This window comes from Pseudoalteromonas sp. TAB23 (genome assembly GCF_000498075.1).
Classification (GTDB): domain Bacteria; phylum Pseudomonadota; class Gammaproteobacteria; order Enterobacterales; family Alteromonadaceae; genus Pseudoalteromonas; species Pseudoalteromonas arctica.
Genome location: NZ_AUTP01000299.1, coordinates 55,796 through 70,941 on the forward strand (window position 1 = coordinate 55,796; position 15,146 = coordinate 70,941).

Annotated in this window: 9 protein-coding genes and 1 pseudogene; 7 read left to right on the forward strand and 3 right to left on the reverse strand. The window is 39.7% G+C overall.

Annotation, left to right across the window (positions count from 1 at the left end):
- Positions 1-12 precede the first annotated feature (12 nt).
- The 3 genes from L654_RS0118960 to ettA all read right to left on the reverse strand — a co-directional run bounded on the left by L654_RS0118960 (position 13) and on the right by ettA (position 3,173).
- Positions 13-921 (reverse strand): histone deacetylase, encoded by a 909-nt coding sequence (locus L654_RS0118960; protein ID WP_024608775.1) that lies wholly within the window; start codon positions 919-921, stop codon positions 13-15.
- Between the two features lie 53 nt (positions 922-974).
- Positions 975-1,343: a PilZ domain-containing protein gene (locus L654_RS0118965; RefSeq protein ID WP_007581201.1), complete on the reverse strand. Its 369-nt coding sequence runs from the start codon at positions 1,341-1,343 to the stop codon at positions 975-977.
- Positions 1,344-1,499: 156 nt separating this feature from the next.
- Entirely contained in the window at positions 1,500-3,173 is a 1,674-nt protein-coding gene (gene ettA / locus L654_RS0118970) for an energy-dependent translational throttle protein EttA (protein WP_007581203.1), read from the reverse strand.
- Between the two features lie 333 nt (positions 3,174-3,506).
- Between ettA and L654_RS0118975 the strand changes: the two genes are divergently transcribed.
- The 7 genes and pseudogenes from L654_RS0118975 to L654_RS01000000126430 form a co-directional block, all read left to right on the forward strand.
- Positions 3,507-4,154, forward strand: a complete 648-nt coding sequence (locus tag L654_RS0118975; protein WP_024608776.1) for a porin family protein — start codon at positions 3,507-3,509, stop codon at positions 4,152-4,154.
- Positions 4,155-4,369: 215 nt separating this feature from the next.
- Positions 4,370-5,317 (forward strand): homoserine O-succinyltransferase, encoded by a 948-nt coding sequence (metA, locus tag L654_RS0118980; protein ID WP_024608777.1) that lies wholly within the window; start codon positions 4,370-4,372, stop codon positions 5,315-5,317.
- A complete protein-coding gene (locus L654_RS0118985; RefSeq protein ID WP_024608778.1) occupies positions 5,307-6,380 on the forward strand; it encodes a homocysteine S-methyltransferase family protein in 1,074 nt (357 codons plus the stop codon). Before metA ends, L654_RS0118985 begins: the two co-directional genes overlap by 11 nt.
- A 9-nt stretch (positions 6,381-6,389) precedes the next feature.
- Positions 6,390-9,020, forward strand: a complete 2,631-nt coding sequence (gene metH, locus L654_RS0118990; RefSeq protein ID WP_024608779.1) for a methionine synthase — start codon at positions 6,390-6,392, stop codon at positions 9,018-9,020.
- 1,133 nt (positions 9,021-10,153) lie between these two features.
- Complete coding sequence (locus tag L654_RS0119005; RefSeq protein WP_024608782.1) at positions 10,154-10,909, forward strand: hypothetical protein; 756 nt, start codon at positions 10,154-10,156, stop codon at positions 10,907-10,909.
- 209 nt (positions 10,910-11,118) lie between these two features.
- On the forward strand, positions 11,119-14,217 hold the full coding sequence (locus L654_RS0119010; protein WP_139016119.1) for an Ig-like domain-containing protein: 3,099 nt from the start codon (positions 11,119-11,121) through the stop codon (positions 14,215-14,217).
- Positions 14,218-14,761: 544 nt separating this feature from the next.
- Positions 14,762-15,146, forward strand: a pseudogene (locus tag L654_RS01000000126430) ((2Fe-2S)-binding protein); the annotation flags it as partial.

Here is a 15,146-nt window from a genome sequence, read left to right on the forward strand (position 1 = left end):
TTTTATTTCAAACTAAAAGCGAGCGGCTTGCTCAACAACAATAGCATGGCGTTTAGCGAGGCGAAGATGGTCTTTATCATAGCCACCACCTATTACTGTAGCAACGGGTGTGTTGTGTTCAAGGCAGCGTTTTAGCACTAAATGGTCGCGCTTAACTATGCCATCCCAGCTTATATCTAATTTACCCAAGCCATCGCCTTGCCAAATATCAACGCCAGCATCGTAAAGTACCAAGCTTGGGTTTAGCTCTTTAAGTAAATAACTCAAGGTGTCGTCAACTACGGCAAGGTATTCGTCGTCTTTCATATTATCGGCTAAGCCAATATCTAAATCGCTAGCGGACTTTCTAAAGGGGAAGTTTTTTTCACAATGGATAGAACAAGTATAAGCGTATGCTTGATGCTCTAACATTGCGGCTGTGCCATCACCTTTGTGCACGTCTAAATCAAAAATAAGTACGTTAGTTACTTCACCCGATTCAATTAAAGTTTGCGTGGTAAAGGCTAAATCATTAACCATGCAGTAGCCTGAGCCAAAATCAGTATGCGCATGGTGTGTACCACCGGCTAAGTGGCACGCTATACCATGTTTAAGTGCTAAACGAGCTGTTTGCAAAGTACCTTGAGGAGCTGTAAAGGTACGTGCCATAAGCTCTTTTGACCAAGGTAGGCCAATGCGACGCATTGCTTTTTCATCTAAGCGGTTATTCCACAAATCGTGTATGTAATTTTCGCAGTGTATTAGCTCAAGTGGCTCTGGCGTGCCTAATATTGGCTCAACCAGGTTATCGCCAATCAAACCAAGCTCTGCAACATGCTGATATAAATGTGCAAACTTACTCATTGCAAAACGGTGCTTTGGATCGAAATTAAACGAGTAGTTAGGGTGATACACCAAAGGTAAATGTGGATTTAAAGTCATGTTTACACAAGTTGAAAAGTTTGCACCATGGTAATCAACTAATCCAAATGAGTCTATTCTTGCGTGTCGTGAATCAACATAGCGAGTTCGCGATGTAATAGTTCGTCATCAGCTAAGTTTAGCTCTATTAAACGCTTTAAATAAGTAATGCTGTCTATATCAATATGGTGGCATTTTAAACCAATATGATCCGCTTCTATATGGCACACCACAACCTCCATTTTTATTTCTATTTCGCTTTGAGGCAGCGAAAAACGCAGAACAGCTTGGCTATTTTGGTTGCCAATAAAAGCATCACATTTAGTGATTAATGCGCCATGCAAAGATACATCAAGTAATTTACATGGGTATTGGTGATCATTAAAAATCACTTGTGCATCGGTTGAAAATAAAACACGAGAAAACTGACGACGATTTTGCATAACCTAATTTAGCCTTACTGTTTTTATAATAAATTAAGCATAGCGGGTAATTCTCTACATGCTAGCAGGATATGCTCCTGTAATGCTGGTGGCATAAAAAAGCCCCGCATAAATGCAGGGCTTAGTATTACTGTAATAAATTAGCTACAGTAAATATTAACCAATTTTTTTGTACTTAATACGTTTAGGTTCAGTTGCTGCTGCACCTAGTGTCTTTTTAAGCCACTCTTCGTATTCAGTATAGTTACCATCAAAGAAGTTAATTTGACCTTCGTCGCGGTAATCTAAAATGTGCGTAGCAATACGGTCAAGGAACCAACGGTCATGCGAGATACACATTACACAACCAGGAAACTCTAAAATAGCGTTCTCTAGTGCACGTAGTGTTTCAACGTCCAAGTCATTGGTTGGCTCATCGAGTAGTAACACATTGCCGCCAGCTTTTAATAACTTAGCAAGGTGTAAACGGTTACGCTCACCACCTGATAGGTCTTTAACAAACTTTTGCTGATCGTTACCTTTAAAGTTAAAGCGACTTACATACGCACGGCTTTGGAACTCAAAGTTACCAATTTTTAGTACGTCTTGGCCGTCTGATATTTCTTGGAAAACAGTTTTGCTTTCGTCCATACCGTCGCGGAACTGATCAACAGTAGCAAGGTGTACGCTTTCGCCAACGGTAATGCTACCGCTGTCTTGCTTTTGCTCACCACTGATCATTTTAAACAGCGTTGATTTACCCGCGCCATTAGCACCAATAATGCCCACAATGGCACCTTTTGGCATACTAAAGCTTAAATCGTCAATTAAAACGCGATCGCCAAAACTCTTACGAAGATTTGTTACTTCAAGTACTTGGTCGCCTAAACGCGGGCCAGGTGGAATAAACATCTCGTTAGTTTCGTTACGTTTTTGGTAATCAGACTGCTGCATTTCAGTAAACTGAGCCATACGTGCTTTTGACTTAGCTTGACGACCTTTAGGATTTGAACGAACCCATTCAAGTTCTTGTGCAATTGATTTTTGACGTGCTTTTTCAGATTTTTGTTCTTGCTGTAAGCGCGCATCTTTTTGTTCAAGCCAAGAAGAGTAGTTACCTTCCCATGGAATACCTTCACCACGGTCAAGCTCCAATATCCAACCCGCTACATTATCAAGGAAGTAACGGTCATGCGTTACCGCCACAACAGTGCCTTCGTAATCGTGTAAGAAGCGCTCTAACCATGCAACCGACTCAGCATCCAAGTGGTTAGTTGGTTCATCGAGAATAAGCATGTCTGGTTTTTCAAGCAATAATCGACATATAGCAACACGACGACGCTCACCACCTGAAAGGTGCTCAATTTTAGCATCCCACTCTGGCAGGCGAAGTGCATCAGCTGCGCGTTCTAAAACGTTGTCGATGTTATGACCATCGTGCGCCTGAATAACAGCTTCAAGCTCGCCTTGTTCTTTTGCAAGTGCATCAAAGTCAGCGTCTTCCATGGCGTATTCGTTATACACTTCGTCAAGACGTTTAAGTGCGTGTTTAACTTCGCCAACAGCTTCTTCAACAATTTCACGAACTGTTTTGCTTTCGTCTAAAACAGGCTCTTGCGGTAAATAACCAATTTTTGTACCAGGCTGAGGATGTGCATCACCTTCAAAATCTTGGTCAACACCGGCCATAATACGTAGTAACGTAGATTTACCAGAACCGTTTAAACCAAGCACACCAATTTTAGCGCCAGGAAAAAAGTGTAACGAAATATCTTTTAAGATAGTGCGCTTAGGTGGCACAACCTTAGATACTCGACTCATCGAGAATATAAATTTATCAGGTAAAACCATGGAGGAAAGCCTTCAAATAATAATAAAAATTTCAATGTTGTATTGTAGTGGCTGACGGGTGAAACAGTCAACGAATGCTGTATAGAACAATACGCTTACCTAAGCGGTACTTTGTTTTGATTGCTCGTTTAAAACACTACTATTACAGGATTTCTATTATGTAAAATTCTGTAATCTATTGTTTTATATTGTTCAAATACATTCCATTTTTAACAAAAGTGGTACAGTATATTTACAAGCTGTAAAGTATAAGCAAGTTATATAGGCAGGCCACACTTAGTTTGTTGTTAGACATCATATTATTAAATATTACAAAGATTTAAAGGAATGAACATGAAAATAGTTACAAAGTTAGGGGCATTACTTTTAGGTTTATACTCATTTTCGAGCCAAGCAGACATACTCCATGTAAATGGTTATTACCAAGGAATAGGGATAGGGTCTACGCAAATTGATGTATACGAGAGTGATAGCATACAGTTTACAACGCTTTATGGCCGGTTTGGATATCAGTTTTCGCGATACTTTGCATTAGAAGGGCGTATAGGTTTTGGGTTAAATGATGAGTCAACTCCTCTAAACGGAATTGTTTACACTCAGAACCCACAGGACGGTTCGCTTAGCTCAGAATTCATTAAGAGCGAAATCGATTCAAGCCTTGATTTGCAAACAAGTATATTTGTAAAAGCTAATTATCCAATTTCATCTCGAGCTGATGTGTTTTTATTTGGTGGCTATGGTAGAAATAAATTAAGTTACAATGAAGGCGACTTAAAAAACCTTGCAGAATCAATAACTGGTACAGATACAAATTCTACGTTAATAACTGAGCAAAACTACGACGAAGGCGGCGTAACGTACGGAACTGGCGTTGACTTTAGGTTAACTCAACGCTGGCAATTAAGCGCTGAATACCAATATTTTGATACAGATGAAGGCGATATTTACGCACTTAATTTATCTGTGGTTTACCGTTTTTAACTGTATATGCGCTACTCGTTTTTAGTAGCGCTACTTCCAAATATTAAAGCTGGTTATTTTATAATAGAGGCGTTTTTCCTCATACATACCACCTCGGTAAACCCTAATTTAATAGAATGAATAAATTTCATTTAGACATCTATACATCTAGAGGTTGATATTTTTTACTTTCAGTTCATAATTAACTTTCGGTTTTTATGAGCAGGAGTAAAAATATGCCAATTACAGTAAAAGACGAGTTGCCGGCAATTGCACGTTTACGTCAAGAAAACGTATTTGTAATGCCAAAAAGTCGTGCAAAAACGCAAGAGATACGCCCAATGCGTTTGGCTATTTTAAACTTAATGCCTAATAAAGTAGAAACCGAAGTTCAGTTTATTCGTTTGCTTGCCAACTCGCCTTTGCAAGTAAACGTAGAACTACTGCGCCTCGACACTCACCGCAGTAGCAGTAATTCAGAAGAGCACCTTGATACCTTTTATCGTTATTTTTCTGAGGTTAAAGACAACAATTACGATGCGTTAATTGTAACCGGTGCGCCACTTGCCCATTTAGAATACGACGATGTAGCGTATTGGGATGAGCTAAAGGTTATTATTGATTGGGCTGAGCAACATGTTACCTCTACGTTATTTTCGTGCTGGGCAGCACATGCAGCGCTATATCACCGTTACAATTTAAAGCGCGATTTAAAAGACGACAAACTGTGTGGCGTATTTACCCACCAATGTTACTTTGATCACGGCGCACTGACTCGCGGATTCGACGACACCTTTTTGGTACCGCACTCACGCTACGGCCACATTGATATAAATAAAATAAACGCCTGTGATGAGCTAGTTGTACTGGCAGGTTCTGAGCGAGTAGGGGCTTACTTACTTAAAAATAAATCGGGTAGCCAAGTGTTTATAACCGGCCACCCAGAGTACGACGCCGACTCGCTAAAAGCAGAATACGAGCGCGATTGTAAAAAAAGCCCTAATGCACCAAAGCCCGAAAATTACTTTCCGGATGACGATGCAACTAAACAACCTTCAAAAACGTGGCAAAGCCATGCTTTTTTACTTTTTTCGAACTGGTTAAATTACTACGTGTACCAAACCACACCGTATGATATTAATTTAGTTAGCCAAGACGTGAGGACTAACAACTATGCCGAATAACGCTCCTACAAATAATAAGCAAGCCGAAATAAGCGCCGCATTAAAAGAACGCATTTTAATTTTAGATGGCGCTATGGGCACCATGATCCAAGATCATAAGCTAGAAGAAGAAGACTATCGCGGAGAGCGTTTTAAAGACTGGCATGTATTAATTAAAGGCAATAACGATTTATTAAGCCTAACCAAGCCCGATTTAATCACTGATATTCATCGTGGTTTTTTATCAGCGGGCGCCGATATTATCGAAACCAATACGTTTAACTCGACCACTATTTCGATGGAAGATTACGACATGGCAAACCTAAGTCGTGAAATAAATCTAGAGTCGGCTAAATTAGCACGCGCCATTTGTGATGAATTTACGGCTAAAACGCCAGAAAAACCGCGCTATGTAGCCGGTGTTTTAGGGCCGACAGCTAAAACGTGTTCAATTTCGCCAGACGTAAACGATCCGGGTTACCGAAATGTCACCTTTGATAAGCTGGTTGCTGCGTATATTGAATCAACACTTGCATTAATGGAGGGCGGCGCCGATTTAATACTAATCGAAACTATATTCGACACCCTTAACGCAAAAGCGGCCTCGTTTGGCGTAGAAGAAGCCTTTGAGCAAGCAGGGCGCACATTACCAGTTATGATCTCGGGGACTATTACCGACGCCTCTGGTCGTACGCTTTCGGGACAAACAACTGAAGCATTTTATAATTCTATTCGCCATATTAAGCCTATATCAATCGGCCTAAACTGTGCGCTTGGTCCTGATTTACTGCGCCAGTATGTAGAAGAGTTGTCGCGCGTGTGCGAAACGTTTACATCGGTACACCCTAATGCGGGCTTACCAAATGAGTTTGGTGAATACGACTTAGAAGCGGACGATATGGCAACCGAAATTATCGATTGGGGTAAATCGGGCTTTATTAATATAGTAGGCGGATGCTGTGGCACCACGCCTGCGCATATTCGCGCTTTTGCAAAAGGTTTAGCGGGCGTTAAACCACGCCAACTACCAGAGCTTGAAGTACGCATGCGTTTATCAGGCCTTGAAGCCTGTAACTTAAATTAAGGAGCCAGCATGACCCAACAAATAGCAGTATTTACTAATGTCGGCGAACGTACCAATGTAACGGGTTCTGCCATGTTTAAACGTTTAATCATGGAAGAAGACTTTGAAGCCGCGCTAACAGTGGCACGTGAACAAGTAGAAAACGGCGCACAGGTTATTGATATAAACATGGACGAAGCCATGTTGGACTCAAAAGCCGCCATGGTTAAGTTTTTAAACTTAATAGCCTCAGAGCCTGATATTTCTCGCGTACCAATTATGGTCGACTCCTCAAAATGGGAAGTAATAGAAGCAGGCTTAAAGTGTATTCAAGGCAAGGCAATTGTTAACTCAATATCGCTAAAAGAGGGCGAAGAGCCGTTTATTCGCCAAGCTAAAATAATAAAACGCTTTGGTGCAGCCGCTGTTGTAATGGCATTTGATACCGACGGANAAGCCGACACGGCAGACCGTAAGTTCGCAATATGTGCGCGCAGTTATAAAATATTGGTAGAAGATATTGGCTTTGCGCCAGAAGATATTATATTCGACCCTAATATATTTGCCGTAGCCACCGGTATTGAAGAGCACGACAACTACGCCGTAGAATTTATTGAAGGCACACGCCGCATTAAGCAAAATTTGCCGCACTGTAAAGTGTCGGGCGGTGTATCAAATGTATCGTTTTCGTTTAGAGGTAATAACCCCGTACGTGAAGCTATTCACTCGGTGTTTTTATATCATGCGATTCAAGCTGGTATGGACATGGGTATTGTAAATGCGGGGCAACTCGCCGTTTACGATGATATACCAGAAGAATTACGTAAAGCAGTTACAGACGTAATACTTAACACCGACTCAGGCGCAGGCGAGCGTTTAGTAGAGCTTGCACCAAAATACTCGGGTATGGCGCAAGCCGAGCGAGTAGAAGATTTAGAGTGGCGCACATGGCCTGTTGCAAAACGCCTTGAGCACGCGCTTGTTAAAGGTATTACTACATTCATAGATGAAGATACCGAAGAATGCCGCGCCGCAGCAGCTAAACCTATTCACGTAATTGAAGGGCCGTTAATGGACGGCATGAACGTAGTAGGCGACTTATTTGGTGCAGGCAAAATGTTTTTACCACAAGTTGTTAAATCGGCGCGCGTAATGAAGCGAGCCGTAGCCTACCTAGACCCATACATTGAGCTTGAAAAAGAAGAAGGCTCAACTAACGGTAAAATAGTAATGGCGACCGTAAAAGGCGACGTACACGACATAGGTAAAAATATTGTGGGTGTTGTACTGCAATGTAATAACTATGAAGTAATTGACTTAGGTGTAATGGTACCGGCAGATAAAATACTGCAAACCGCAATCGACGAAAAAGCCGATATTATTGGATTATCGGGCTTAATTACCCCATCGCTTGACGAAATGGTACACGTAGCAAAAGAAATGAAACGCCGTGGTTTTGAACTTCCGCTACTAATTGGTGGCGCAACTACTTCTAAAGCGCACACCGCAGTAAAAATTGAACCGCAATATGACAAAGGCGTAGTGTATGTAAGTAATGCCAGCCGTGCGGTAGGTGTAGTATCTAATTTATTATCAAAAGAGCATAAGTCTGGTTTTTTAGAAAAAACCCAAGCTGAATATGTAAAAGTACGCGAGCAACAAGCACGTAAAAAACCACGCTCTAAGCCTGTTACAATCCAGCGCGCACGCGATAACGCAGCAAAGCTTGATTGGGATAACTACACGCCACCAGTGCCTAAAAAGCTTGGCGTGATCGAGTTTAAAAACGTATCAATTGCTACTTTGCGTAAATACATAGATTGGACGCCATACTTTATGACGTGGTCAATCGCTGGTAAATACCCGCGCATAATGACCGACGAAGTAGTAGGCGAGCAAGCGCAAAGCTTATTTAAAGACGCTAACGATATGTTAGACGACCTTGAAAAAGCAGGCAGTTTGCAACCACTTGGCGTAATAGGTTTATTCCCTGCTAACCGCGTTGGGGACGACATAGAAATATACACCGACGAAACACGCAAAGAGCTGTTAACTACCTCGTGCCATTTACGTCAGCAAACCGAAAAAACCGACTTTGCTAACTACTGCCTAGCCGACTATATAGCACCCAAAGGTACACCAGATTATTTTGGCGCGTTTGCAGTAACGGGCGGTTTAGAAGAAGACGACTTAGCAAATGCGTTTGACGCACAGCAAGACGATTACAACAAAATAATGATTAAAGCGGTTGCCGACAGGCTCGCCGAAGCGTTTGCAGAATACTTACACGAAAAAGTACGTAAAGAGTATTGGGGTTTTGCACCAGACGAAAATCTAGCAAACGATGAGCTAATACGCGAAAACTACCAAGGTATTCGCCCAGCGCCAGGTTACCCTGCGTGCCCTGAGCACACTGAGAAAAAGAAAATTTGGCAATTATTAGACACCGAAAAGCGCATTGGCATGCAGCTAACTAGCTCGTACGCCATGTGGCCAGGTGCTGCTGTTTCAGGTTGGTATTTCTCACACCCAGAGGCTAAGTACTACGCAGTAGCCGCTGTGCAAAAGGATCAGGTAGAAGACTATGCTAAACGAACCAATATGACGCTTGAAGAAGCTGAACGTTGGCTGTCGCCGAACTTGGGGTATGATCCAGAGTAGAGCGAACGGTCAGTTTTTAGCTATCAGTAAAACAAAAACGAGCCAAATTAGGCTCGTTTTTTGTTCTAAAATCATTAATGTTTATTGGCTAATAACTCATCTATTTTGTTCATGACAACTTCTGGAGTTGGTTTAGACGTTTGTTGTTTTAACCAATATATTATCCACTCTGACTTTAAAGCCTTCTTTAATGCGATAGCTTTGACCGGTTACCTAAATATCGGTGCATAAATGGAACCACGGGCATACCAATTAAAAATACTATAACCTTTATCATCAATTTTACTTTCAATAATGTTGGTATAATAGGTGTAGTAACCACCATAAGTAATAAAGTTATTCCATATAGTTTGTACCACTTATTTAAACTGTGTAGGCTAATTTCGGTATTTTTAATTTTTAGCCAGAGCAAGCCTGCTAGCATTGCAGACATAGGAGTACCAAAAATTAAACTCGAACTAAATGGTGTTCCTTAAAAATGAGGGCGTTGTTGTTTAAAGTTTCAATTACTGATGATACTTCAACCCATGACACCCAAGGTTAAGTCAAAAAAATAAAATAAAGAGCAAACTCTGTTTCATTTTAAGTAACGTAATCTGACTCTGCTTCACCATTTTTATTATCATATTGATAAAAGTATTTTTGCACTTTGACGTAAAACAAGTCAAATTAGCCGTTCTAATCATATTTTAGGAACAGAAAAACTAAAATGCATAGCTCGTGTACTATTAAAACTCGTGATATTAGCTTGTTAAAAAGAACTTTAAATTTAGCTTTACTATTTACTCATATAATTTTCTTATTTGGAGTCGCTGCCACCGCATTCGATCGTGAGAGTTATGAGGTGATAAGTACCGAAAGATATGGCAATAGTGATCTTTTAATGCAATCTAGCTTAGCTGATATGTTTGTATCCCCTTGGTTTGCTTATTTGTGCTTAGTTTTGATTCCAATAACGTTAGTAAAAGAATGGTTTATGAAGGGCTATAACACCCGGGTTTACTTAAATGCATTAGCTTCGTTTATAAGCGGATTAATAATCTATATATTTATTATTAATCTCTATAACATCTAAAGGTTTAAGCATGCCTTTAGGCGGTAAATTAAGACATGAACGCGCTAAAGGACTAAAAATGAAGTATCTAAATTTCATCTTACTTTGCTTATCTCTACTTTTTACATCTAGCACATTTGCTCTTGAGCAAAAGTATCACGAGTTCGTTTTACCTGTTATTGCTGCATTTGAAGCTAATGACAAAGCCGCAATTGCAGCACTTGTTCGTTACCCATTAAAACGACGATACCCCATACCTGACATTAAAAATGAAGCTGAGTTTATTAACCGCTTTGATGAAGTATTTAATGATGAGCTAATAGCAGTTATTGCCAGTTCAAACATTAATACCGATTGGGATAAAGTAGGTTGGCGCGGCATTATGCTAAATAACGGCGTTATGTGGGTAGATACCGACGGTAAAATTATTGCTGTAAATACCCAAAATACTAAAGAGCAGGCACTTGCTAAAAGCTTAATAGAACAAGGTAAGCAATCCTTGCACGCAAGTATTAATACTTTTGAAAAACCAGTACTCGATTGGAAAACTGCTAACTATCATGTTCGCGTTGATGATTTAGGCGAGCATAATTTTCGGTATGCAGTGTGGGGTATTAATAAAAAACCAAGCGACAAGCCTGATATGGTTTTACTAAATGGCGATATTACATTTGAGGGTAGCGGCGGGAATCATCACTATACGTTTAAAAATGGTCGCTATAGTTATGTGCTACAAGTAACCATTATTGGCTGCGATACATCACCACCAGGTTGGCTTGAAGTTTATAAAGACGATGAGCGATTGTTGTCTGAAGATGTTATAAGCACTCATTAATCGCTTTTTATTAGTAAGCATGCGGCTAAAATTTCTATAAAAGTAGCTTTAGCTGCAAGTTAAATGTTATTACTTTATTCTTCTATCCCTTTGTAAAACTTTGTTAATCGCCTCTTTATTTCCGGTTGGTACTCTATATAATGCCGTGTTAATGGAACGTTGCAGTTGTAGTGACGTGATTAAATAAAGAAATACAAAGGATTATGGAATTGATTAAACTATCTTGCCTTACGTTGCTCATGATGAGCGCGTATTCAGTGAATGCCAATACTCACGCTCAGCCTATAAAAAACACTCAAGAAAATACTTACGGTGATGCTGTTTTAGTTAACGATCAAAAAATAAATTTTGATAAAGCTCATTTTGAAAGTTTATCTAAAAAACCTCTACTCGCGCCAATTATAAAAAATAATAGCCTTACTCAAGCTGCCTCAGACGATGAAAGCATAGAGCTTAGTAGCGTATTTCGTGAATTTTCGTTAGGTAACTCAACAGGTCGCAAAGGCATGTACATTGCACCTTTGTCTGGTGTGGGTAGCAAGCACATAATATCCGCCCAAGAGAGCAATTTTAATATTATAGAGTATGTAAAAGGTGCTTATAAAGTAACAGCTCGCTACGACTTTGATGACTATATTGAAGATACCACACTAATTAAAGATACAGTGGCAGATACATATTACTTATATGTTTTAGACAATAACGCAGTACATAAAGTTAATTTAGTCACTCAAGAGATAGAGCTAAGCAAGGAATTTTATTACCCAAGAGCAGCAGATAAGTTTGATATAAACAGCGATGGCCAAGATGAGCTTTTTGTTTATCAAAGTAGTAAGCTTTTTGTTCTTAACTCGCTCGATTTATCTGAAATTGCGGTACTTGAAAACGTACCGCAAAATTTTGTGACAGGCTCGTTTACTGAGGCTAATGCAAAAGAAGTTTTATTTAGTGATGGTGCGGTTTATAGATTCGAAAATTCAGAATTTGTACTGCACAAACAACTTAGTGTAAGTATTAATGGCGAGCATTTAATTGCTGTTGATATTAATAACGACGGCTTAGATGAAGTGATTAATGGGCAAAGTTGGTACAGCATAGAAATGCTAAGCCCAAGCACTGAAAGCATTTTATGGACAGCCCAAAGCGACTTAGATATTGATAAAGTAATAGTTGCAGACATCGATAATGATGGTACCGACGATTTAGTTTACGGCGATGGTCAGTGGGGGAGTTTATACGCGCTTTCACTCACAACAGGCGTTGAGTTTTGGAGTATTAATAATCCAGAGCATGGTGTGTCGGGCATTGTTGTAGATGACCTTAACGGTGATGGTAAGCAAAATATTGCTTGGGGCTCAGGTTATTCTTCGTCAGGTGAAGATGGTTTTTATATTCACAACACGGATGACAAAACTCAACAGTGGGCTAAAGGCATTAAGTACTACTCAAATAAAGCGTTAGCACTTGCTGATATTAATAACAACGGAAGCTTAGATATACTTTATTCCGAGCGTGACAGTAACGCTTTGCATATAGTAGATACACAAACTAATGAAAAAATACTTACAAATATAAGCGTTAATAACGATTGGGATAATAATAATTTAGTTACTACTGCTCAGCTGTTTGATGATGGTAAGAATTATATTATTGCTGGCAGCTCTGCTATATACGATGCGAATGTACAGGTGTTTTCACCTGAAACGGGTGAAGAGCTATTTCAAACATATCTTGGCGACGGAGACTACATTAGTACCTTAACAACGTTAGATATTAATAATGATGGCAAGTTAGAAATAATAGTAGGTAATGGTGCTGAGCATACAGGAAGTGAAGGTACCTTTTTTAAAGTATTAAATGGGCAAACTGGAGAGTTATTAAAAACATCGCCTCGCTTAGGATTTTATTGGGGCGGCATGAGTTCAATAGTAACTGGAAGCTTTCTTAATAACGAAAATATAGATGTGGTTAGTCTCGTTAGTGATTACCTCATTAGTTATGACTACTCTGAAAACACTATATCTAAAGTTGCTTTGGAGCAAAGCTTTAACGGTTTTGTTAACACTGTTATTAATGGAGAAGAAACTTTAGTTGCATCTACCTATAATGGCTCACTTTATAAAGTGGCTTTAAATGGGCAGACAACATTAATTAGTGAAGTGTGCCAAAACTCTTTAAATAACATTGTGTCTGTAAGAGCTGGGTTTGTGCAGTATTCGTGTTCAGATCAGTTTGGTGAATATAACCTAGATAGCAATGTGGTTTCATACACTGTTGAGCGTAAGAATAATGACAGTTGGTTAGCAACTTCTACGTATAATAATGTTGATTATACCTTGTTGGCAGGTCAGTCATTGGAGGTGTTTTCTAATCAAGTTGCTGAGCCTTTAGCTAAGCCTGAAGCTGTAAGCTACTCTGATCATGTTTTAAAAAGCATACAAATAGATTTACCTGTATCAGATGATATTGATTATGTAGTTTTAAATAAGAGACCAACTCTGGGTAGGGTCGAGTTTACCGACAGACAGGCGGGTCTACTAACTTATATACCTTCGGGGACTGTAGGCATTGACGAGCTTAGTTACTACACAGTAAAAGATCGTTCACGTTCAGCGTTATCAAGCTTAACGTTAGAGCTCACAAATACAGCACCAACAGCAAATAATATGACACTGCAAACTCATTGGAGTACACCGCTTAACTTTAATCTAGAAGGTATGGATGAAGACGCAGAGCAATTAGTATTTCAAATTAAAAATTCGCCTGCTCATGGGCAAATTCAGTTAATGGACTCTGCTTTAGGTAGCGTGACCTTTTCACCAAGTGGTGACTCGGTTGAGCCAGTATCAGTTAGCTTTACAGTAAAAGATTCTTTAGTTGAATCTGAGCTTCATAATGTTGTTATTGAACTAACAAATACAGCCCCACAAGCTCAAAATGTAACATATAACACCTCTTACAAGAGTGAAGTGAATGGTCGCTTTTCAGCATTAGATAGCGACAACGATACACTTGAATTTGAAGTGGTAACCGAGCCAAACTCAGGAACTCTAACATTTGAGCCTGATACTGGATTGTTTAAACTAACTCCTACGAGCGAATCCGATCATGTAGTAACGTTTAGCTATGTAGCTAAAGATAAATTTGATAGTTCAGCAGTTCAAACTGTGACTATAAACGTTGAAGGTAAGCAAGCTGATGCGCTAGCGACTCCTTCATCTGATTCAGGCTCTAGCTCAGGTGGCAGTATTTATTACTTACTTACGCTGCTATCAGTGGTTTTATTTGGTAGACGCCGTTTTAATTAATAGTTAAAAGCTTATTTACACTATCTAAAACCGCCAAATGGCGGTTTTTTATTTATTAATAATCTTTTTAAACTCAACGATTTATTGCTTACTTTTGTCATAGGTGTTCGTATAACCCTACACTTTGCTAATAACGATGTGGTTACTTAATACGATTTTTGCTTAAATATATTGTAAGTTTTAACTTGGGTGTTTTTAAACTTTTATTTAGGGTCTTTTTATCTTTCGAGGTTTAACATGCCCTGCCCTAAAGGGTCTGCATAGGGGCAATTTACGCTTTGTTGTTTACAAACCTCCCGCCGCGATTAAATCTCCCCTAGATTGAGTGAACTTCAATCTAAAAAGGTCAGCAGGGCCTAGTTATAATACTAATAATCAGACGTTAATATTTTCAATGTGGTTTAAACGTTCTAATAATTAGTATTTTTATAAAACAGATCTAAGTGGTAGGCTAAAAGTAGTAAGTATAAAATAGTAAGTAATTAAAAATAGTTCTCGCGCAACAAGGAACCCTCCTGTAAAGCGCTTTGCCAAGGAGTTTAGTATGATCACGCTTACCATTAATGGTAATAAACATGAGTTTTCTGGCGATCCGTCAACGCCAGTATTATGGTATCTCCGAGACGAATTGAATTTAACTGGGCCTAAATTTGGCTGTGGTATGGCACAGTGCGGTGCGTGTACCGTGCATATTGATGGGGTAGCTCAGCGCTCGTGTGTATTACCTGTAGCGGCAGNGTAGCGGGTCTTTCAATTACTACAATTGAAGGGTTAAGCGAGCAGGGCGACCATCCAGTGCAACAAGCATGGATTGAGCATAAAGTACCGCAGTGTGGTTTTTGCCAGTGCGGCCAAATGATGCAAGCTGCAAGCTTATTAGCTGCAAACCCAACCCCAACCGACGATGAAATAGTAAGTAATATGTCGGG